General features: G+C 50.4%; 20 protein-coding genes and 1 pseudogene. 19 read left to right on the top strand and 2 right to left on the bottom strand.

Annotated features, from left to right (window positions below):
• Window positions 1-1,274 (top strand): annotated as a pseudogene (locus JUF10_RS09425) (serine-rich repeat glycoprotein adhesin); the annotation flags it as partial.
• Between the two features lie 135 nt (window positions 1,275-1,409).
• A complete protein-coding gene (locus tag JUF10_RS09420; protein ID WP_203641925.1) occupies window positions 1,410-1,640 on the top strand; it encodes a hypothetical protein in 231 nt (76 codons plus the stop codon).
• Between the two features lie 335 nt (window positions 1,641-1,975).
• Here JUF10_RS09420 and JUF10_RS09415 read toward each other — a convergent pair whose 3' ends face one another.
• On the bottom strand, window positions 1,976-2,611 hold the full coding sequence (locus JUF10_RS09415; RefSeq protein ID WP_373301328.1) for a copper homeostasis protein CutC: 636 nt from the start codon (window positions 2,609-2,611) through the stop codon (window positions 1,976-1,978).
• 76 nt (window positions 2,612-2,687) lie between these two features.
• Between JUF10_RS09415 and JUF10_RS09410 the strand changes: the two genes are divergently transcribed.
• From JUF10_RS09410 to JUF10_RS09390, 5 genes are all read left to right on the top strand, one after another.
• A complete protein-coding gene (locus tag JUF10_RS09410; protein WP_236008198.1) occupies window positions 2,688-3,851 on the top strand; it encodes an AI-2E family transporter in 1,164 nt (387 codons plus the stop codon).
• Window positions 3,838-4,689, top strand: a complete 852-nt coding sequence (locus JUF10_RS09405; protein WP_203641922.1) for a methyltransferase domain-containing protein — start codon at window positions 3,838-3,840, stop codon at window positions 4,687-4,689. Before JUF10_RS09410 ends, JUF10_RS09405 begins: the two co-directional genes overlap by 14 nt.
• 310 nt (window positions 4,690-4,999) lie before the next feature.
• Complete coding sequence (locus JUF10_RS09400; protein ID WP_203641921.1) at window positions 5,000-5,512, top strand: tRNA (cytidine(34)-2'-O)-methyltransferase; 513 nt, start codon at window positions 5,000-5,002, stop codon at window positions 5,510-5,512.
• A gap of 571 nt (window positions 5,513-6,083) precedes the next feature.
• Window positions 6,084-8,414, top strand: coding sequence for a DNA translocase FtsK (locus JUF10_RS09395; protein WP_203641920.1), 2,331 nt, complete (start codon window positions 6,084-6,086; stop codon window positions 8,412-8,414).
• Window positions 8,415-9,000: 586 nt separating this feature from the next.
• Window positions 9,001-9,363 carry a hypothetical protein gene (locus JUF10_RS09390; protein ID WP_203641919.1) on the top strand — a complete coding sequence of 121 codons (363 nt, stop codon included), beginning with the start codon at window positions 9,001-9,003 and terminating at the stop codon, window positions 9,361-9,363.
• A 72-nt stretch (window positions 9,364-9,435) separates the two neighbouring features.
• Here the strand turns inward: JUF10_RS09390 and JUF10_RS09385 are convergent, their stop codons facing one another.
• Window positions 9,436-9,558 (bottom strand): DUF4044 domain-containing protein, encoded by a 123-nt coding sequence (locus JUF10_RS09385; protein WP_048735799.1) that lies wholly within the window; start codon window positions 9,556-9,558, stop codon window positions 9,436-9,438.
• A gap of 169 nt (window positions 9,559-9,727) precedes the next feature.
• On the opposite strand from JUF10_RS09385, the gene JUF10_RS09380 reads away from it, so the two are divergent.
• The 12 genes from JUF10_RS09380 to JUF10_RS09325 all read left to right on the top strand — a co-directional run bounded on the left by JUF10_RS09380 (window position 9,728) and on the right by JUF10_RS09325 (window position 22,667).
• Entirely contained in the window at window positions 9,728-10,081 is a 354-nt protein-coding gene (locus tag JUF10_RS09380) for a DUF3397 family protein (RefSeq protein ID WP_203641918.1), read from the top strand.
• Window positions 10,082-10,281: 200 nt separating this feature from the next.
• The gene (mraZ, locus tag JUF10_RS09375) at window positions 10,282-10,713 is read left to right on the top strand and encodes a division/cell wall cluster transcriptional repressor MraZ (protein WP_048735801.1); all 432 of its coding nucleotides are present in this window, start codon (window positions 10,282-10,284) and stop codon (window positions 10,711-10,713) included.
• Between the two features lie 21 nt (window positions 10,714-10,734).
• Complete coding sequence (gene rsmH / locus JUF10_RS09370; RefSeq protein WP_203641917.1) at window positions 10,735-11,679, top strand: 16S rRNA (cytosine(1402)-N(4))-methyltransferase RsmH; 945 nt, start codon at window positions 10,735-10,737, stop codon at window positions 11,677-11,679.
• A gap of 42 nt (window positions 11,680-11,721) precedes the next feature.
• Window positions 11,722-12,123, top strand: a complete 402-nt coding sequence (gene ftsL, locus JUF10_RS09365; RefSeq protein ID WP_203641916.1) for a cell division protein FtsL — start codon at window positions 11,722-11,724, stop codon at window positions 12,121-12,123.
• Between the two features lies 1 nt (window position 12,124).
• Window positions 12,125-14,287, top strand: coding sequence for a penicillin-binding transpeptidase domain-containing protein (locus tag JUF10_RS09360; protein WP_203641915.1), 2,163 nt, complete (start codon window positions 12,125-12,127; stop codon window positions 14,285-14,287).
• Between the two features lie 25 nt (window positions 14,288-14,312).
• Window positions 14,313-15,284 (top strand): phospho-N-acetylmuramoyl-pentapeptide-transferase, encoded by a 972-nt coding sequence (gene mraY / locus JUF10_RS09355; RefSeq protein WP_373301327.1) that lies wholly within the window; start codon window positions 14,313-14,315, stop codon window positions 15,282-15,284.
• Between the two features lie 768 nt (window positions 15,285-16,052).
• A complete protein-coding gene (murD, locus tag JUF10_RS09350; RefSeq protein WP_203641929.1) occupies window positions 16,053-17,432 on the top strand; it encodes a UDP-N-acetylmuramoyl-L-alanine--D-glutamate ligase in 1,380 nt (459 codons plus the stop codon).
• A complete protein-coding gene (gene murG / locus JUF10_RS09345; RefSeq protein ID WP_203641914.1) occupies window positions 17,433-18,527 on the top strand; it encodes an undecaprenyldiphospho-muramoylpentapeptide beta-N-acetylglucosaminyltransferase in 1,095 nt (364 codons plus the stop codon).
• A 31-nt stretch (window positions 18,528-18,558) separates the two neighbouring features.
• Complete coding sequence (locus JUF10_RS09340) at window positions 18,559-19,416, top strand: cell division protein FtsQ/DivIB (protein WP_203641913.1); 858 nt, start codon at window positions 18,559-18,561, stop codon at window positions 19,414-19,416.
• A gap of 141 nt (window positions 19,417-19,557) precedes the next feature.
• Window positions 19,558-20,889 carry a cell division protein FtsA gene (gene ftsA, locus JUF10_RS09335; RefSeq protein ID WP_203641912.1) on the top strand — a complete coding sequence of 444 codons (1,332 nt, stop codon included), beginning with the start codon at window positions 19,558-19,560 and terminating at the stop codon, window positions 20,887-20,889.
• 21 nt (window positions 20,890-20,910) lie between these two features.
• Complete coding sequence (gene ftsZ, locus JUF10_RS09330; protein WP_203641911.1) at window positions 20,911-22,191, top strand: cell division protein FtsZ; 1,281 nt, start codon at window positions 20,911-20,913, stop codon at window positions 22,189-22,191.
• Window positions 22,192-22,235: 44 nt separating this feature from the next.
• On the top strand, window positions 22,236-22,667 hold the full coding sequence (locus JUF10_RS09325) for a cell division protein SepF (RefSeq protein ID WP_203641910.1): 432 nt from the start codon (window positions 22,236-22,238) through the stop codon (window positions 22,665-22,667).
• The last annotated feature ends 5 nt before the right edge of the window (window positions 22,668-22,672 follow it).

Below are 22,672 nucleotides of genomic sequence, written 5' to 3'. Positions count from 1 at the left end.
CTGATTCCGACAGCGATTCAGACTCCGACAGTGATTCCGATTCCGACAGTGATTCTGACAGCGACAGTGATTCCGATTCCGATAGCGACTCAGATTCCGACAGTGATTCTGACTCCGACAGTGACTCAGATAGTGACAGCGACTCAGACTCTGACAGCGACTCCGATTCCGATAGCGACTCAGACTCCGACAGCGACTCAGATAGCGACAGTGATTCGGATTCCGACAGCGACTCTGATTCCGATAGCGACTCAGACTCCGACAGCGACTCTGATTCCGATAGCGACTCAGACTCCGACAGTGATTCGGATTCCGACAGCGACTCAGACTCCGACAGCGATTCAGACTCTGACAGTGATTCCGACAGCGACAGCGACTCCGATTCCGACAGTGACTCTGACAGCGACAGCGATTCCGACTCCGACAGTGACTCCGATTCTGACAGTGATTCGGATTCCGACAGTGATTCCGACTCCGACAGTGACTCAGACTCTGACAGTGATTCCGATAGCGACAGTGACTCGGACTCTGACAGCGATTCAGACTCTGACAGTGACTCGGACTCCGACAGTGATTCCGATTCTGACAGTGACTCGGACTCTGACAGCGACTCAGATAGCGACAGTGATTCCGATTCCGATAGTGACTCGGACTCTGACAGCGACTCGGATTCGGATAGTGATTCCGATTCAAACGGCGGATCCGATTCTGACAGTGACTCCGATTCCGAAGGTAACTCCGGCTCTGACAGCGATTCAGACTCAGAAGGCGGCTTAACCAACGGTGGTAACGGAGATTCTGGTAACAATGGTTCTGGCAGCAATGGTGGTGGATCAGGTTCAAATGGTTCATCAACTGGCAATGGGACTACTGGTAACGGAAGCACTGGTAACACTGGCAATGGCACAACCAATGTTGGTAATGGTACGAATGGGACGGTTACTAACTTGGCCGCAACATCAGCAGCAAACACCGCACAGCCAGTCGATCTGAGAACAGCTAACATTGCGACGAACGGAAACGTTCAAAGCGATAGTTCTTCCAACGACAAGAGTGCTGATAAGAAGGCTTCTGCTGACAAGAATGCTACTGACAAGAGTGCAGCTGACAAGGGAACAACCGCCAAGGGTTCAGATGGCAATTCAATCTCCAACCCAGCAACCAGAGACAACAATTCTAAGACTCTCTGGGGAGCTATCGTTGCAGCTATTGCGGCAGCAACCGGTGGGTCATGGTGGTACTTTGGCAACAAGCGTGGCAAGAAGAATGACTAGTAAGTAGCTAGTCAGGTAGTATCTGAAATTTGCTTCAAGTAATACCACGGGTCACTACGGGTCGAACCGTAGTGACTCATACGTCAGAATATGACGGATAGATTAGAAGTGTTTGGCTAAAAGGAGGGCACCCCTATGATTTTAACGACTGTGTTTGCTACTAAAACATTGCAGTTCTTTCTACGAATGTCCATCTACGTTGTTCTTGGAATCGTAGTTCTCTGTGTGCGGGCCTATAATCGGCGTAAGACGCATGACCGTCTGCAGAAACGTACTGAATATATGATGAAACATACGAAGAAAAATAAGAATGGTAAGTATCCATGGGAAGAGGGCGAACCCGTAGTTAAACGGGAACGCTGGTAGAAAAAAAGACTGCCGACCGAGATCGCGTTGATCTCGAGTCGACAGTTTTTTAGTTAGTTAAAATAATGTTAGTATCTTCATAAGTATCCAGTGTATCCACGACCGGGTGGATTTCATCGTGCTACTATGGGCATGAGTTAGGGGACTTTGCGGCAACGGGAAACCAGGAGAGACTGACACACAGTGCGTGGGCTTAGACGGTAGGCCCACGTGTCAGCTCGCTTAGTTTAACGGTGAATGTGATTTTGAAGGGTAACCTTTGAAAAAACTCACTGGGAGTTCGCAAAAAAAGGCCTAGCAGTGCGCCAATCCCACTGCTAGGTCTTTTGTAGGTGCTAGAAATTCAAAACATGTTGACCGTAAAAGAGGTTTAGGCCAAGCTGGTCGCTCAAGGTAGTTGTTTCCTGGGCAGTCACGTTTGCTGGCATTAAGATTAAACCATCCGCATCCGCCAAACGTTTAGAAGCCGTCCAATCCGCAATCCGGTCATCGGTAGCTGTACCGGCACTTAAAATGTGTTCAAATCCTTGATCAGCGAGCCAATCGAGCGCTGCACCGCGGTCCTGCGGCCGAATAGCATCGAAGTCTAAACTAAAGGTCATGGTCATGCCACCGGCAGCGGCAATTAATGGACTGAGAGCCTCTTTGTCGAGTTGATGTTGGGTCGTCAGCGCGCCAAAAATAACGCCATCAACGCCTAATTGTTGGGCCTCTAACAAGTCAGCCTCCATCATCTTAATTTCAACATCATTGTAGGGTGTGTTTCCACCCCGGGGTGCGATGATCAGGTCAAGGGTTACTTGGTGTTCATGAGCGTAACGGACAGCTTCACCCATCACCCCCTTACTAACGGTGGTGCCACCAACAGCAAGGTTATCGGCTAGAGCAATTCGTTTCGCTCCTGCCGTAATGGCATTGGGTAGTTCAGAATAATTTTCTAGTAACGGTTCAACTAATAGCAAAATCGTCATCCTTTCTCTGGCCGCATTCAGCAAAGCGGCTAACAGTATGGTACAATATACGCACTATTTCTTAGGAGGGACCTCATTGAAGACAGACTCTAAGGAGCATCGGTCGTGGTTCTGGAACTGGGTGGTCAACAACCGTTTAGTTTCTATCTTAACAATCACGCTCCTCATTTTACTCATTCTATTAGTGATAAGTAAAGTCCCGTGGCTCGCAACGCCATTTATTTTGGTGGGACAGATTCTAGGCTTGCCGATTATTTTAGCGGGAGTGGGGTATTATTTACTCAATCCGCTAGTGGATCGATTGGAACGATACCGGGTTCGGCGAAGTTGGTCGATTATCGGTCTCTTCATTATTTTGGCTCTCCTCATCGCTTGGGGCATCATTAGTCTGATTCCGATGGTGCAACGCCAGACGACCACGCTGATCACGGAGTGGCCGCAATACTGGCATCAGATGACGCAGACCAGTATGCAGTGGCTACAAGATGACCGGTTAAATGGGGTCCGCAAACAGCTGGATCAATTCAATCAGCAGCTTTCCAAGAGTTCTTCCACGGCGATTTCGGGGTTGGCGAAGAGCACGTTCTCCTCAGTCGGCGGCATTGTGAGTCGGGTCGTCTCAATCGTGGTAGCGGTCGTCACGGCGCCATTCATTCTATTCTATCTGTTACGCGATGGCCACCAATTGCCGGATTATTTGTCACGACTATTGCCGGTTAAACACCGCCAGTCAGCCGTTAATTTACTGACGGAGATGAATCGTCAGGTGAGCAATTATGTGCGGGGACAATTGATTGTGGCCTTTATCGTCGCCGTCTTGTTCTACTTGGGATTTCTAATTGTCGGCTTGCGCTTCGCATTGTTACTGGGAATCGTCGCTGGCGTTTTAAATTTGGTCCCTTACCTCGGATCATTTTTAGCCATGATTCCAGCGGTCGTGGTTGCGGCGTTCATTTCACCATGGATGCTGGTTAAGGTCCTGATCGTCTTTATCGTTGAGCAAACGCTGGAAGGCCGACTCATCTCACCATTAGTCTTGGGGAGTTCACTGAAAATTCATCCGCTAACGATCATTTTTATCCTGTTGATTTCTGGAAAGGCCTTTGGTGTGCTGGGAGTGATTTTAGGGATTCCGGGCTATGCGGTAATTCGAGTCGTGGCAACGGAAATTTTCCGTTGGTATCAAAAATTCAATGGTGGCTATGAGCAACAAGGAGAAAATATAAATGAAGAAAATTGATCAGGCGGCGGCCTTTTTAGCACAACATACGCAACTTTTTCGGTGTCCAGTTTGCTTGAGTCCGTACGCAGAAGTCGAAGGTCACAGCCTCGTTTGTCCCAATGGGCATAACGTGGATCTGTCAAAGAAGGGGACCCTGTATTTCATGCAGCGGGCCGTGGCGAGTGAATATGACAGCGCCATGTTAGCTGCGCGGCGCCGAATGCTGCAAGCCGGTCTCTTTGCTGGGATTACGGATGCGTTTGCGGCGAAGCTTCCCGCAACGCCACAGACCATTTTAGATGTTGGCTGTGGTGAGGGCACGCCGTTAAACGATGTGTTGGCGCAACGTAATGGTCAGGACGCAGCGGTCGGCTTCGACCTCTCCAAGCCGGGAATCAACTTGGCAACGCAACTGGATGGCGGGGCCTTCTTCTGTGTGGCGGATCTGGCGCAGATGCCATTTGCTGACCACCAGTTTACGGCGATTCTGGACCTCTTTTCACCCTCAGCCTACAAAGAGTTTAACCGGGTACTGGCACCCGGGGGCCAACTACTGAAGGTCATTCCAAACTCGGACTACTTGATCGAATTGCGGCAGGCCATTTTTCCGGCCGGGAGTGCCCATGCGACTTACGATAATGGCAATGTGCTTAGTTTGTTCAAAGAACATTACCCAACGGCAACGGCCGAACGCATTCGTTATCAGGTCCCCGTCACGCCGGAACTTTTCCCTGATTTGATGCTGATGACGCCAATGCATTGGGGGGCTAACGAGGAACGTTTGGCAGAGGTCAAGGCTAACCCGTTCCCAGAAATTACGGTAGATGTGACCCTCCTAATTGCTCAACAACCTTAAGTAAAACGTTTGAAGAATTTGTGAAAAAAGCTTGCAGAGCTAACAGTGGGATGTTATATTAAGCCATGAGAAATCGTTTGACAGTCGACATCAGCCAATAACTGTTGGTGGCTGGCAAGTAGCACTTCACTAGAGTAGATCCTCGCCGTGCCCACACCGAGGACCTGCTTTTTTTCTGCCCAAAATTTAGTGATCGTACCGGGTAAAAGAGTCATATTCTCCGGGCGAGAACCCTTGTCAAAGCCCGGGTGAAATGGCTATAATAATGGAACAGAACGAATGTTTGATAACAGAACGGAGAAGAGAATTTATGACGAATCATATTGCCTTATTTGAACCGCTATTTCCAGCGAACACGGGAAATATTGCCCGGACCTGTGCCGGAACCGATACAATTCTGGATCTTATCAAGCCATTAGGTTTTTCGGTCGATGACGCGCATTTGAAGCGGGCTGGCTTGGATTACTGGGACAAGGTTGACGTGCGTTACCACGAAAACTTACCAGCCTTTTTAGACTCTATTCCTGATCCAACCCAACTTTACTTAGTTTCAAAATTTGCCGACCAAGATTACACGGAGCCTGATTATAGTGTGAACGAAAATGATCACTACTTCCTATTCGGGAAGGAAACGACAGGCTTACCTGAACCCTTCATGCGCAAGCACGCTGAGAAGTGCATCCGGATTCCGCAAGATGACACGCATATTCGGGCCCTCAACTTGTCCAATAGTGCCGCCATCGTTATCTATGAAGTCTTGCGGCAACAACAATTCCCTAAGTTAGAGCGGGTTCACCAGTACCCACATGATAAACTTAAATAAGTAAAACATTAATGATAGGTTGCATGGAATTGTCCGCACTGCGGTTGCCAGGGATTCCGCTTGCCATGGGGAACGCCTTCAGCCAAAGTACGGGCTTCCGGCTCGCCTGAAAGCCACGAAAATCACGTGTCTTCCAGGTCGTCCCACGATGTAACCCGGGAAAGAACCCCGGCTAACATCGTCGACACGGCTGGCTACATCCCTGGCATCCTCCGGCTCTGATTGCTTTCGACTACGATAATGGTTGCAGGACACGCTTAATGTGACTGTTGCGGTCCAAACGATAGCGACTTTTGTAGTCATAATTTCAGTTGCCACAGAACATTAGTGTAAGCCGTGAGGTCGCCAAATATGGGCTCAGGCGCGTCGTTCTGCTTGGTCGGCGGTATTTTTCCGCCGGCTTAGCAGAAGACCAACCTTGTAGACTCGGAATTTTCGAGGCTTCAAGTTGTGTCCGCACCGTTCCAGCCCATATCTGGCGGCCGGTAAGGCGAGGGTACCACCATGTTGCCTAATTTTAAGATCAATATTGTTGTCAAATGAATAGTTCATGATGAAAGGGGGCAGTCGGTTGGCTACCAAGAGAAAAACAACGCGACGTCCAGCAAAACGGAAACCAACCAAACGCCGCCGCAAGAGCACACAGCCGTTTCCCTATACCAGCAATGTCATTGGTCTTGTTCTGATTGCGCTGGCTGCTCTAGGAATCTTTAATCTAGGGCTATTGGGAACACTCTGTGCAAATTTAGTTCGATTGGTCATTGGGGATACTTATCAATTTGGTCTCGTCATCGTGGGCGCACTGGGAGTTGCCCTAGCACTCACGGGGACTTGGCCGCACATTGCGCGCCATTATTTAGTGGGGAGTGGTCTGGGTTATGCAGGCTGGCTCTTATGGATTACCGCGAATCATTTTGTGGATGTCAATCAGCACAGCCAATTTTTGACGACTATTTGGCATGCGGGACTCGCCGATCTTTGGACCGGTGGTCTGACGTCGCAGCTGGGTGGTGGGGTCATTGGGGCCTTTGAACTCAGTATTGTGGCTTGGCTGATCGCTCTGATTGGGGCGCAGATCGCCGCTTGGCTGATCATGGTCGCCGGGGTCATCGTTTTCTTCCAGATTCCACTTGCCGATATCGAACGGTGGGCGCTGATGGCTTGGCATACCTTAAGTCAGGGGGTCCAAGCCAGCGGGGACGCGCTCAAGCGTGGCGGTGAGTTGGCTAAAGAAAAGCACGCTCAACGTGAACAACGACAACCGAAGACGGTCACCCCACTTGATCCGGATGACAAGGAGCTACCAGAACCGCGAAGTTCTGCGCAGCCAACTAGTGAAGAACCGAGTTATCATATTACGGTGGCGGCCAACGAAACGTCTAAGCCAGCAGCAAGTTCGGCGGCAGAACCGGCGACTGAAGAAGCCGACCCCGCGGATTCATTGGTCAGCACCACGCCGGTTGATCCCAATTACCAGTTGCCACAGGCAGACCTGTTAAAGCAGGTACCACCAACTGATCAAACAGCTGAGGTCAATGCCATTGACGCAAATACTAAGATTCTGAAGCAGACGTTAGATAGTTTTGGTGTCGATGCAGAGGTTAAAAATGTTAGTTTAGGGCCATCCGTGACCGAGTACGAACTTCATCCCGCAATTGGGGTCAAAGTCTCTCGCATTGTGAATTTAGCGGACGACTTGGCTTTGGCACTGGCCGCGAAGGGAATTCGGATTCAAGCGCCGATTCCCGGAAAATCCTTGATTGGGATCGAAGTGCCAAACAAGGAAGTCTCAACGGTTTCTTTCCGCGACGTCGTTGAAGCCCAACCAGCGCATCCCAACAAGCCACTGGAAGTTCCTTTGGGCCGGAACGTGACGGGGCAGGTCGTCATGATGGACCTCACGAAGATGCCCCATCTCCTGATTGCCGGGGCAACCGGGAGTGGGAAGTCGGTGGCCATTAATGGCATCATTACCAGTATGTTGATGAACGCCCGGCCGGATCAGCTGAAATTGATGCTGATCGACCCCAAGAAGGTTGAGCTGAGCGTGTACAATGGGATTCCTCATTTGCTCACGCCAGTCGTCTCGGAGCCTAAAAAGGCCGCCCGAGCACTGCATAAGGTCGTTGCCGAAATGGAACGACGCTACGAATTATTTTCACAGTTCGGTCAACGAAAAATTTCCGGGTACAATGCCTTTGTTCAGAAGGCCAACGCTGAGGACGGCCAGGACCGGCCAACGTTGCCGTACATTGTGGTCGTTGTTGATGAATTGGCGGACTTGATGATGACGGTCTCCAATGAAGTCGAAGACGCCATTATTCGCTTGGCCCAAATGGGGCGGGCCGCCGGGGTACACATGATTTTAGCTACCCAACGGCCATCTGTGGACGTTATTACCGGACTAATTAAGGCCAACGTGCCATCACGGATTGCCTTTGCGGTCTCCAGTGGGATCGATTCCCGGACAATTTTAGACGCCAATGGGGCGGAAAAGTTGTTGGGACGGGGGGATATGCTTTACCAACCAGTCGATGCCAATTCGCCAGTCCGGGTCCAGGGGGCGTTTATCCCAGATGAAGACGTCTCTAACGTGGTTGATTTCATCAAGCAACAACAATCGGCCGATTACGATGAGGATATGATGGTGACTGACGAGGAGCTTCAACAAGAAGACGCTGGCGACAGCGACGATGACTTATTCGACGATGCGTTGAAGTTCGTGGTCGACCAGCAAAAGGCCAGCACGTCACTCTTACAACGCCAGTTCCGCATCGGCTATAACCGGGCGGCACGTATCATGGATGACCTCGAACAGCGTGGCTACATCGGCCCCCAAGAGGGCAGCAAGCCCCGCCAAGTCTACAAGCAACCAGACAGCGACGAGGGGTCATCTAATTAGGCACGGGTCTTCGCCTTACCGGCCGGCAGATATGGGCTGGAACGGTGCGAACACAACTTGAAGCCTCGAAAATCACGAGTCTTCAAGCTTGGTTTTCTGCTAAGCTGACGGAAGAACACCGTCAACTAAGCAGAACGACGCGCCTGAGCCCATATCTGCCGGCCTCTCGGCTTACACTGTGTGTTTCTGATAACCGAGATAGTCGTTATCAGGTGGATTGTATAGATTTCGGTGTGCAATGTTTTTAACGATTGTGATGGTTAAGCACAATCAGAGCCGGAGGAGGTCAGGGATGGAGCTGGCCGTGAAAATGGCGTTGGCTGGCGTTCTTTGCTAGCCTACACCATGGGCGACTTTGAAGACATGTGCTTTTTACATGGCTTCAAATCGAGCGAGAAGACTGGTGTTTTTCCAGTCTGAAGCGTCCCCACAGCCGCGGAATCCCTGGCAGCCGTAGTGCGGTCAAATTTAGCACTTAGCTCTAATATTTAGTTAATGACTTAACAGACAGCTCCTCTCAGCGCACATGTATCTTGGCCCCACATTCGGGCTGCGGTATTCTGTGAACGTTGGGGGGGAGATTTTTATGGAACTGGGGACCTGGTCTGATTGGTTTGAGGCAGTGGGGGAACTACTGGCGGTGGTCGTTGCGTTGTTTCTGCCGGTATTTCAAGAGCGCAAACAAAAACGACTCACTCGACAGCGGGTGAGTCGCAATATTCGCAGCCTGACCACGACCCTCATGCAGGAGAATCGTGAAGCCGAGCACTGGCAAGAAACGTACCGGTCGTTGCAGACCTTACTACGGTTATATGCGGCACTGATGACGGATGAGCAGGGGGAACCCATCATTGTTATCGGAGAACACCTGCTGACCGTGTTAGCGCAACCAACGCCGGACGCTGAGGAGATAACGACTTCGTTAGCTGAGCTGGCTAACTGTTCGTAAAGTGAGCGGTCAATAAAAAAGACACACGCTGGATTGTCTGCGGACCATCCAAGGTGTGTCTTTTTTTATAAATTATCCCATAATCCCCAATGAGGAAATGGCCCCAAAAACTAAGGAACCAATTGTTGCGATAATCATAATCCAAACAAAGACGTTCGTAATCTTTTGAAATGTTGATTTTTTCTTCTTTTCCATGCGGGCTTAGCCACCTCTTTAATCCAATTTACTCAATTAGTTTACCGTGAGAACAGCGGAATTGCAACCGTCATGGTCAAGTTGTCAACTGCTTGTTACAAAACGTGAATTGCAACTCCCCTGAGAAATCTTTATAATGAGACGGAAAACATTAGTGGGGGGAAGTATAATGGCGTTTTGGGCATCGCCCGCGGGACAACTAGCGATTTTAGCGATCGGCTGGCTGATCATTCGCGCCAGCAAGCGAGTTTTAAAGCGTCGTTGGCCAACTGGATTGAGTACGTGGGACCTCATGACCCCACTGCTCATCTTGTGTTCGGTGATTCTGGTACCGGCCGGTGCGGGAATTATTCTCCCGTGGTTAGTGATCGGCTGGATGAGCGTGGGTATCTTAGTGACACTTATTCAGGCCGTTCATAACAAGGAGTTACTTTATAGCACTTTTTTTAAGACATTTTGGCGGCTGACGGACCTTTTTTGGGCGTTAGGTTTTGTTGTTTGTTTTTTACTTGTTATTAGTTAGTTTATGCATAAATATAAATCATTTTGATTAATGACTCATTTTTTATGGGGCAAAATAATCGCTTAAAGCCACGGTGAACAAGTGTTCGCCGTGGCTTTTTGGGCCTTTGGTGGGAAATTTATAAAAATTCGGAAACGTTGTGGTAGAAAGTGGGGGGGTGTGGTAAACTTGGAAATAGTTACAAACGGGGGGTAATGGCTATGTTCATGGGCGAATTCGAACATTCGATCGACACCAAAGGCCGGCTAATTATTCCTGCTAAGTTTCGGGAACAGTTAGGCGACAATTTTGTCGTTACCCGGGGTATGGATGGCTGTTTATTCGGGTATGCAATGCCCGAATGGTCGGCGTTGCAAGACAAATTGAAAGCCTTGCCAGTCAACCGCAAAGACGCCCGCGCCTTCGTCCGCTTCTTCTACTCCGCAGCAACGGAGTGTGAACTGGACAAGCAAGGGCGCATCAACATCCCTAAGCCACTTCGCGACCACGCTGCGTTAACCAAACAGTGTGTGATTGTCGGGGTTGCTAACCGTTTTGAAATTTGGAGTTCGGATCGGTGGCAGGATTTCTCTGACACCGCTGAAGAAAATTTTGATGACATTGCCGAGAACTTAATCGACTTTGGCATGTAGATTTGAGAAAGGAGAGTGTTTATGGAAGACTTTCATCACGTAACCGTATTACTAAAAGAAGCAGTGGCGGGGTTAGCCATCAAGCCGACGGGCATCTATGTTGACTGCACTCTCGGCGGCGGTGGTCACAGTGAACGCATCCTCGGGCAATTGACGACGGGGCATCTCTACGCGTTCGACCAAGATCAGACGGCCATTACCTATAACCAACAACATTTAAAGCAATACGTGGACGAAGGTAAGTTAACCTTTATAAAAAGCAACTTTCGCGATATTAAAAGTGAACTTAATCAGCGCGGCATTACAGCGGTAGATGGCATTCTCTATGACTTAGGCGTTTCCTCTCCGCAGTTTGACGAGGCTGATCGTGGCTTTAGCTATCAACACGATGCACCATTGGACATGCGAATGGACCAGAGCCAGAAATTGACCGCGTGGATCGTGGTCAATGAATGGGAGTTTAACGACTTGATGCGGATTTTCCACCGTTATGGCGAAGAAAAGTTCGCAAAGCCAATTGCCCGTGCCATTGAACGACACCGCGCAGTCGCCCCGATTGATACGACCGGCCAATTAGTCGAAATCATCAAAGAGGGAATTCCCGCAGCGGCTCGGCGGCATGGTGGTCATCCGGCGAAGAAGGTTTTCCAAGCGATTCGGATCGCCGTTAACGACGAACTAGGAGCTTTAGAAGCTTCGCTGGAACAGGCGGTCTCCTTGCTGGACCTGAATGGTCGCATCAGCGTGATCACCTTCCAGTCTTTGGAAGATCGATTGGTCAAGACGATGTTCCGGGAACATTCGTCACTGCCTGAATTGCCACATGGCATTCCGGTCATCCCGGACAATTTACAACCCGACTACCAACTGGTCAATCGCAAACCGATTTCACCTTCACCAGCCGAGCTGGAAGCGAACCATCGTGCTCATAGTGCTAAGTTACGAATTTTAGAAAAAATTAAGTAGTCTAACTAAAAACGAAAACTCGACATAGGAAGATGATTATTTATGGCGCAGAATAGTTTAGCTGAAGCGGTTCCCCTTTCACCGGAACCCCAACAACGCCCAAACATAGAACAGCCGCAACGTCAGGCTCGCCCGCAAAGTAATCCGCAACGGAATCCTCAGAGCCAAAAGTTACCGGTTTCTAAATTCGAAAAGTGTCTCATGACGGTCTGTGGCCTGATTTTGGCGACACTCATGGTCTTTGTTGTCTCATCAAAAATTGCGATGAGCAACGCCCAACACGAACTGCAGAGTGTGAATAGCAACGTGACAACGATTCAAAATCGCAATACGAACGCGCAACAAGAAATTAATGAGTTGCAGAGTCGGACGCGACTTGATAAAATTGCCAAAAAGCAAGGGCTCACTTTGCAAAACGATAGAATAAGGAATGTAAACAAATAACATGAAAGATTCCCAAAAGCGACAAATGATGAATAAGCAACCACGCAGAAACCGGAAGTACTTTGGCCAGTTTCTGTTTTTCCTTTTCCTCGTGGTATTTGCGGTTATCGTCGGTCGCTTTTCGTATATCTCCATCGGGAAAAAGGTTCAGAACGTTAACCTGAGTGCCTCGGCCCAGAAACTCTATACGGCCAATGAGACCATCAAGGCGAAGCGGGGGACCATTTACGATGCGAACGGCCAAGCGATTGCCGAAGATACTAGTGTGTACTCCCTGTACGTGGTGCTTGATAAGCGGCAGGTGAGTCTGAATGGGAAGAAATTGTACGCCACTAACAAGGAGAAGATTGCGACGGTTTTGGCGAAGTACTTGCCATTGAAGCGTGATCAGGCGCTTAAGGCGCTCTATCCAAGTAAGGCCAACACGTTCCAAGTGGAGTTTGGGACGGCTGGGCAAAACATTTCGTTAACCACTAAGCAGAAAATTCAGTCGTATCATTTGTCCGGGATCAATTTCGTTCAGCAGGAGGCCCGGTTGTATCCTAACGGGATCTTTGCTTCGCATTTAGTGGGCCTGGCGCAGTCACAAACGAGCAAGAATGGTCAAACAACGCTGACCGGGACCATGGGCATCGAACAGGCCTTTAATTCGCAATTGACCGGGACGGATGGGTCACAAAAGATCAAGAAGGATATGTACGGTTACCAATTACCGGGAACCAAGCAGAAGTCTAAGAAGGCTAAAAATGGCGACAATGTTTATACCACGTTGGACACACGGCTACAGACGTTGCTTGAGACCGAAATGAGCAACGTTCAGGGTCAGGTCAAGGCCAACTCGATGAATGCGGTCTTGATGAATGCCAAGACTGGGGCCATTTTGGCGGCTACGCAACGGCCAACGTTTAATGCAACGACCAAGTCAGGTTTAAGCCAGATTTGGCGTGACACGCTGGTACAGGATGCTTATGAACCGGGGTCGACGATGAAGGTCTTCACGTTGGCTTCATCCATCGACAGTGGCAATTACAATGGGAACGCGACTTACCAATCTGGCCGGTACACCATTGGCAATCAAATCGTGCCTGACTGGAATACTGCTGGTTGGGGGACGATTACCTACAACAAGGGGTTTGCGCTCTCCAGTAACGTGGCTATGGCGCACCTGGAACAGCAGATGGGCGCCAAGACCTGGAAGAAATACATTGATCGTTTCCACTTCTTAAAGGGCACGAATTCGGGCTTACCGGGTGAAATGTCCGGGAGTATTGCCTTTCAGCGGCCAATCGAACAGGCCGACACGTCATTTGGTCAAGGGATTCAGGTCACCGTCTTCCAGATGTTGCAGGCGCTAAGTGCGGTCAGCAACGATGGGAAGATGATGAAGCCTTACGTGATCAGTAAGGTCGCTGATTCCGATACCAATAAGACCGTGAAGAAGTACTCGCCGACCGTGGTGGGCAATCCCATCTCGGCGAAGACGGCTCAGGCCGTGCGGAAACACATGGAAGACGTGGTTTACAAGAGCTATGGCATTGGGGCCGACTACAAGATGAGTGGCTACAAGGTCGCGGTGAAGACCGGGACGGCGCAGGTCAGCAACAACGGGAAAGGTTACCTTTCCGGCGATGACAATTATCTGTACTCGGTTGCTGCGATGGTTCCTGCCAGCAATCCTAAATACGTGATGTATATCACAATGAAACAACCACACCTGGGAGGGACGACCGCGACCAAGTTATTGGCTTCGATCATGAAGCCAGTAATGGCACGGGCCCTCCAAGAAAATACCGGATCGACCACGACGAAGACGAACAAGATGCCAAATGTCGCTGGCAAATCCGTGACGACCGCTACGAGAGAGTTGATCAAGGCGGGGGCCACGGTGACGCAGTTAGGGACGGGGACAAAGGTTTTGAAACAGTCCGTCACGGCCGGAACATCGCTCTATCAGGACCAACGGGTATTCATTACCACTGGCGGAACGGTGGCCTTGCCAAGTTTAATCGGCTGGTCAAAGGGTGATGTGGTAAAATTAGCTCAGTTGGAAGGCTTAAAGTTAACTGTATCGGGTGACGGTTACGTGACGAAGCAAAGCATTAAGGCGGGAACCACCGTTGGTGCGGATTCGACACTGGTCGTGACCCTGAAACAAAATAAATAAAAGAGAATGAGGATTGAGAGAGACAATGATGAATGTAATTGTGCCCCTGTTGGGCGGATTTATAATTACGGCGGCGTTTATGCCGTCACTGATTCGGTACTTCCGGGCCCGGCATGAGGGGCAGATGATTCGTGAAGAAGGCCCAACGTGGCACGAGAAAAAGTCAGGCACCCCTACAATGGGTGGCCTGCTATTCATCGTTGCAATTTTAGTGATGACGTTGGCTAGTAGCTGGCTGTTAGCCCCACACCACACACTGTCCACGACTTGGATCTTGTTATTCATCCTGGTCTTGTATGGTGGCCTGGGTGCTTGGGATGACAGTATCAAGCTCTTCCACCGTCAAAATGAAGGCTTAAAGGCTTGGCAAAAATTACTGGGCCAAATCGTGGGGGCGTTGATCTTATTTTGGGTCTACACCCACGAACGGCTCCCAATGGCCCTGCATATCCCGGGGATGGGCAACTGGCACATGAGTGGCTGGTACGCCATCTTCGTCATTATTTGGTTAGTTGGCTTTAGTAACGCCGTCAACTTATCAGATGGGTTGGATGGTCTAGTCAGTGGGTTAGCAAGCATTTCCTTTGCGGCTTATGGTGTGATTGCTTGGCACCAGATGCAAATGAACATTGCCATTTTCTGTTTTGCCGTAGTTGGTAGTCTGCTCGGCTTTCTCATCTTTAATCACAAACCAGCCAAAATCTTTATGGGCGATACCGGTTCTTTAGCACTGGGTGGCGCCTTAGCGGCCGTTTCAATTCTGTTGCATCATGAATTGTCGTTGCTGTGGATTGGGTTAGTCTTTGTGATTGAGACGGCGAGTGTTATTTTACAAGTTGCCTCGTTTAAGTTGACCGGTAAGCGGATTTTCCTGATGAGTCCCATTCACCATCACTTCGAAATGAAGGGATGGAGCGAATGGAAGATTGACTTTACCTTCTGGGGAATCGGTTTGATCACTGCGTTAACTGGATTGTGGGTCATCTTGCCGAGATAAGGACGACTGACTAATGGGCTAGCTTGCTCGTTAGGGTCAAGCTAGCCTTTTTTAGTGGGGTCGATTGTGAATAAATAGTGGAGCACGCAGGTCTTATCGCTGTATAATTAAAGTGTCTGATGTTGGCTGAGAATTATCGCCTCCGGCTGCCAGGGATTCCGCCTGCTGTCCAGCCAAAGGGCGGGCTTCCGGTTCGCCTCAAAGCCACGAAGAACACGTGTCTCCGAGGTCGTCCCACGATGTAAGCCGGGAAGAAACCCCGACTAACATCGTCGACACGGCTGGCTACATCCCTGGCCTCCTGCGGCTGGGGTTAGACGGTGACCGCGACAGATATTTAATGATGCTGCGGGCGCTAGCTTTTTCAGTTGGTCATCCCTAAGTCTGTATGACTAGGCATATGGCTTGAACAGGTTTGTCGGTGTTCATAACTGTCAGTTACATGACGTTAATACAATGCTGCTGGGATGGAAAAGTTATGTAGCCTTTATTTGCAACAGATATTGCAATATAGAGCTAACTTAACCGGAGGCCGTCAGGGATGGAACCAGCCGTGAAAGTGGTGTTGACTGGCGTTTCTTGCCAGGCTTACAGCACGGGCGTTTGAGAGACACGTGTTTTTCGTGGCTTTCAAACGAGCTGGAAGCCCGATTCTTAGCCCCCATGGCAGGTAGAATCCCTGATGGCCGCAGGGGCGTGTAAAGAGCATTAATTTTGGAATCAAAATATTAAAAGCATAAGTGAATGAATGGAGAGCGAAAGGTCATTATGAAGCAGATCACGACGTATACGGGGAAGAAAGTGCTGGTCTTAGGACTGGCGAAGAGTGGGGTCAACGCGGCTCGCTTGTTGAAAAAATTAGGGGCCAAGGTGACCGTCAGTGACGTGAAGCCACTGGCCGAAAACCAAGATGCTCGCGATTTACAAGCGGACGGGTTTACCGTGATTACCGGTGAACAAACGGCCGACCTGCTGGACCCGGGGTACGACTTGATCGTGAAGAATCCCGGCATTTTCTACGACGTGCCAGTCGTTAAGCGGGCAATCGCAGAAAAGATTCCGGTGATTGGTGAAATGGAATTGGTCGGCGAAGTTGCCGACGCCGAATTGATCGCCGTTACTGGGAGCAATGGGAAGACGACGACCACGACCATGATTCAAAAGATGGTCGACCACGACCGGAAAGCCGGTCACGCCGTCTATGCCGGCAACATTGGGATTCCTGCCAGCAAGGTGGTTCAAGAGGTGACGCCGGATGACACGTTAGTCCTGGAAGTCTCCAGCTTCATGTTGGCCGAAACGACTGAATTTCACCCACACATTGCCGTGCTGACGAATATCTTCTCCAACCACTTGGACTACCACAAGACGCGGGCGAACTATGTAGCCGCCAAGATGAAAATCACTGCGAACCAAACGGCGACCGATTACTTCGTGGTCAACTTCGATGATCCCGAATGGCAGAAACTCAGCAAGCAGTCCGCGGCCCAAGTTGTTCCGTTCTCACGGCTGAACAAGTCGGAAGACGGCGCGTACGAGACCGACGGCGAACTGTACTTCAAGGGTGAACACATCATGGCTGCCAGCGAGATCAAGGTACCAGGGGACCACAACGTGGAGAATGCCCTGGCTGCTATTGCGGTGGCTAAGATCAAGGGTGTCAGCACGCAAGCCATCGTGGCCGTTTTGCGGAGCTTCGGTGGGGTTCGTCACCGGACACAATACGTGTTAGAAGCCGAGGGCCGTCAATACTACAACGACTCTAAGGCCACCGACATGGAAGCGACCGAGATGGCACTAAAAGGCTTCAAGGCACCAGTGGTTCTCTTAGCTGGGGGCTTAGACCGGGGCTACACCTTTGAAAAAATGATCCCGTCCTTCAAGGACCACGTCAAGGCCATCATTCTTTTTGGTCAGACGGCGGACCTCTTGGCGGAAACTGCCAAGCAGGCCGGTATCAAGGTTATTAAGAAGACAGAAAATGTAGAAACTGCTGTACCGTTAGCTTATCAACTGAGCGCGGCCGGCGACATCATTCTATTGTCACCAGCCAATGCCAGTTGGGATCAGTATCCGAACTTTGAGGTCCGTGGCGATCGGTTTATCAAGGCCGTTGAGCAGTTAACGGGTAAACAGGAGGAAGTTTAAATGCGATTAATGGTATCAGGTGGCGGTACCGGGGGTCATATTTACCCGGCACTTGCGCTCATCAAAGCACTCAAGAAGCGGGATCCCGACGCCGAGGTCATGTACGTTGGATCCGAACGGGGACTGGAAAGCACGATTGTTCCAGCCAAGGGCATTCCATTTAAGTCCACCCGGATTCAAGGATTCAAGCGATCATTGTCACTGGAAAACTTCAAAACGGTCTATTTGTTTTTGAAGAGTGTTCACGAGACAAAAAAGATGATCAAAGCCTTCAAACCGGACGTGGTCGTGGGAACGGGTGGCTACGTATCTGGTGCAGTGGTCTATGCGGCTGCGCACCTACATGTGCCCACGCTGATCCACGAACAAAATAGTGTCGTTGGGATCACCAACCGGTTCTTGAGCCGTTACGTTGACCGCATCGCGTACGTCTTCGACGCCGCGTTGGATCAACTACCAGCTAACAAGATGGTTAAGACCGGGAATCCCCGGGCTCAGGAAGCCGCTGAGGTCGTTAGTCACTTTAGTTGGTCTGAGTATCAGCTGAAAGACGATGTGCCCACCCTGTTGATTTTTGGGGGCTCACAAGGGGCACCGAAAATCAACCTGGCGACAATTGCCGCCATTCCTGAATTCAATCAGCGCGATTACCAGGTGGTGTTTGTGACTGGGCAGAAACGGTATGACAACGTGATGGACCGGCTAAAGGACGTCACTGTGGCTGACAATGTGGTGATTAAGCCCTACATTAGCAATATGCCCGAGGTCTTACCAAAGGTGGCGGCCATCGTGGGCCGGGCCGGGGCCACGAGTATTGCCGAGATCACGGCCGATGGTATTCCTTCCATTTTGATTCCGAGTCCTTACGTTACCGCGGATCACCAGACCAAAAACGCGCAGTCATTGGCGACAGTCGGGGCCGCGGAAATCATCAAGGAAGCCGATTTGACTGGGGAGACCTTGGTCGCTAAGGCGGATCAATTAATGAACGACGATGCGTTGCGTCAGGATATGGCCGCGGCTTCTAAACAGCTCGGGGTTCCCGATGCAGCCGACCGAGTGTTAGACGTGGTCTTGTCACTAAAGAAAGATTAAAACCAGATCAGTGAATGGAAGGTGAGCGACCGTGAAGCTTCGTTTAAACCGTAACGATCCGAAACAACAGCGATCACTAACACCATGGGAGAAGTATCAGGCGCAAGCCCAGCAGAAACGGCAGCGAGCCAAAACGCCTGGCTGGATCCATAAGGCGAAGCGCATTGGCGATAAGTTACCGCGGCTGAAACATGAACGGACGCGGAAGTTAGTTCGGCGACTGAGCATACTGCTAGGAAGTTTTACTGCCGTTATTTTAGTCATGGTGTACTTGGTTTCGCCACTGAGTCATTTCAAAACGGTGCGGGTGACGGGAAACGTTGCCCTCTCCGCGGCCCAGGTGCAACGCGCAGCGCAGGTCCAGCCGGGAAATTCCATTTTCCAACTGTTAGGGCATACGCAACAGTTGGAAAAACAGGCCGTTAAGCGGAACACGCGAGTCAAGCGGGTGACGATTCACTTCAAACGACCGAATCACGCGACGATTCACGTGACGGAGTTTATGACCGCCGGGTACGTATTGAAGCAAAATCGTTACTATGAAGTCTTAGAAAATGGTATTGTTAGTGAACAGTCAGTGACGCAACCGAAAAGTGGGACGCCGGTCTACGGCAACTTTAAGCACGCCAAGACGTTGCACCGCATGATTCTCCAGTACGCGCAGCTCAATCCAACGATCAAGCGCAGCATCAGTGAGATTCAGGAGTCACCGACCAAAGCCAATCCTGACCGGGTTCACCTCTTCATGAACGACGGCAATGAGGTCTATGCCAGCATCTCCAGTTTCGCGAAGAAAATGGCCTTTTATCCTAGCATTGCAGCGAAGATGAAGGCCAAAGGTGTGGTCAATTTGGAAGTGGGGGCTTACTCATACCCCTTCAGTAAATAATTTCATTTTGATTTCAGCGTTAAAAAGCGTCAATAAGGCTTTTTCAACCCCTAGTAAGTGTGGTAAACTGAAAAATAATTAGGAGAAAAAGCGAATTCATGCAGTGTTGATATTAGATTAACTTAGGAGGTTCCTTTTTCTATGGATAATTCAGGGATGTACGTTGGTCTCGATATAGGAACCACCTCAATAAAAGTCATTGTTGCTGAGAATGTTAAAGGGCAAATGAACGTTATTGGTGTGGGAAATGAACGTTCGAATGGTGTCAGCCGCGGCGTAATCGTGGACATTGACAAAGCAGCGGAAGCGATTCAGCGCGCCGTTCGACAAGCCGAAGAGAAGGCCAGCATCGAAATTCACGATGTGATTGTGGGGATTCCCGCAAATATGTTAAAGATTGAACCTTGTAGTGGGATGATTGCCATTGACGATCAGTCCCGCGAGATCACCGGTCGCGACGTGCGGAGCGTTTCGGCGGCGGCTTTGATTCAAAGCTTGCCACCAGAACGGGAAGTCGTCGACATTTTGGCCGATGAGTTCGTGGTGGATGGGTTTGATGGCATCAAGGATCCCCGGGGGATGGTCGGCGTGCGGCTCGAATTGCACGGGACCTTGTTTACGGGACCCAAGACCATCATGCACAATACCCGTAAAGCCGTTGAACAAGCTGGCTTGCATCTGCGGGGCACGGTCATTAATCCAATGGCCCAAGGCATGATGGTGATGAATGACGGTGAACAAGACTTTGGGACCATCCTGATCGATTTGGGTGGGGGCCAAGCCACGGCAGCCGTTATCCATGATCACCAGCTGAAGTACATTGATGTTGACCAGGAGGGTGGTCAGTTTATCACCAAGGATATCTCGGTGGTGCTGAACACGTCTCTGGACAGCGCAGAGAAGCTGAAGCGGGATTATGGCTATGCCGATTCCGCCCAGGCCAGCGATGAAGATGAATTCCCAGTTGACGTGGTTGGTCAAAGCCAGCCCACGCCAATTTCAGAGAAATACTTAGCAGAAATTATTGAAGCGCGGCTCGATCAAATCTTCCAGCGCTTGCAGGCAAACCTGAATAAGGTCCAGGCCCTAGAGTTGCCGGGAGGAATCGTGTTGACTGGTGGTGTTGCGGCATTGCCAGGCATTACCGACTTAGCAACCGCTGAGTTTGGCACGAATGTTCGGGTCTACGTTCCAGATCAAATGGGGTTACGGCACCCATCGTTTACCCTGGCTTTAGCTTTGGTAAACTACTTTGGGGGACTGAGCGAAATTGACTTACTCATCAAGAGTGCGTTAACGGGTTCGACCCAATTAGCCGATGAAACCGACGAGATTCGTCAACGTGAGCAACCGGCCGACAATGGTGCAGTGGATGCTCCCGTACAATCTCACCAGAAGAGTAAGGCGACACCAAAACCGAAGAAGAAGCGAACCGAAGGAATCAAGAAGTTCTTCAGTGATTTCTTTGATTAACGCGAGATGGAGGAATATAGAATGGAATACTCACTAGATTCTGCGCAAAATAACGGCGCAATCATTAAGGTGATCGGCGTTGGTGGCGGTGGGAACAACGCTGTTAACCGGATGATCACGGAAGACGTCAAGGGCGTTGAATTCATCGTGGCCAACACGGATGTTCAAGCCTTGGAAGCCTCAAAGGCTGAAACTAAGATTCAACTCGGGCCGAAATTGACCAAGGGATTAGGCGCTGGTGCCAACCCAGAGGTCGGTGCCAAGGCCGCTGAAGAAAGCGAAGAACAGATCACAGAAGCCCTTGAAGGCGCCGACATGGTCTTTGTCACTGCCGGTATGGGCGGTGGGACCGGTAACGGTGCTGCACCTATCGTGGCTAAAATCGCCAAAGAGGGCGGTGCACTGACTGTTGGGGTCGTTACCCGGCCATTTAGCTTTGAAGGCCCCCGGCGCGCACGGTTTGCCGCTGAAGGGGTTGCCGCAATGAAGGAAAACGTGGACACGTTGATCGTCATTGCCAACAACCGTTTGTTAGAAATCGTTGACAAGAAGACACCAATGATGGAAGCCTTCCAAGAAGCCGACAACGTCTTACGTCAAGGGGTTCAAGGAATCTCTGACTTGATCACGAGTCCTGGCTACGTCAACTTGGACTTTGCCGATGTGAAGACGGTTATGAAGGACCAAGGGGCAGCCCTGATGGGTATCGGTTCCGCTAACGGTGAAAACCGGACGGAAGATGCCACCAAGAAGGCCATCTCGTCACCATTGCTGGAAGTGTCTATCGATGGTGCCGAACAAGTGCTGTTGAACATTACCGGTGGCCCAGACCTGTCCTTGTTTGAAGCCCAAGCTGCTTCACAAATCGTTTCTGATGCTGCCACGAGTGACGTGAACATCATCTTCGGGACGTCGATCGACGAAGACCTTGGCGATGAAGTTCGGGTCACGGTGATTGCGACCGGGATCGACAAGAAGAAGGAAGAACGCGAAGCTGCTCACAGCCGTGTTGCCCGTCGTGCTGAAAACCAACAACGGACGACTTCAACCAACGATGCTGCTGCCCAAGAGAATGCCCCTAAGGAAACGGACCAAGATCCATTTGGTAACTGGGACATCCGCGAACCAGCGCACCGTCCAGAACCGCAAGCGCGTGCGAACAACTCACATGACGAGTTTGCAGGCGTTGATAAGCCAGACTTTAACATTTTCAACCCGAGCTCAAACGATAGCTCAGCGGCTGATGACAATAGTAACAAGGGTGAAGACACGCCACCATTCTTTAAGCGGCGGCGGAAGTAAGCACCCGCGAACTGTAGAATTCGTTATGAGAGGAGTGGCCAACCATGGCGGAGAAGTTTAGTCTTAGCAAATTTTTCGGAACGAACGATGATTATGACGAAGACTATCAAGAGGATTCAACTCCGGTAGCGACGCCCAAGCCCGCTACTTCCAGTCAACCGGTTGATAGGCGGAAGGTGGTTGCCATGCGGTCTGCGAAAGCCAATTCAAGTCACATTGCGATTTGTGAGCCACGAATCTACTCGGATGCGAAATCAATCGCAAAACAAATTACGGGCGGGGATGCCGTCATTGTAAACTTTGCCCGGGTCGATGAAGCACAAGCCCAACGCATCGTGGATTTCCTAAACGGAACCGCCTTTGCTGTGGGTGGTGAAATTAAGCGGATCGGTGAACAGATTTTTCTGTGCACGCCACATAATTTCGAAGTTAGTGGTGACGTCGCGGTCAACTTAGGAACGCAATTCACGCAATAAAGGAG

The sequence above is a fragment of the Levilactobacillus andaensis genome, assembly GCF_016861695.1.
GTDB lineage: Bacteria > Bacillota > Bacilli > Lactobacillales > Lactobacillaceae > Levilactobacillus > Levilactobacillus andaensis.
Note: the sequence above shows the minus strand (reverse complement) of the source record. Positions and strands in the feature narration are given on the sequence as shown.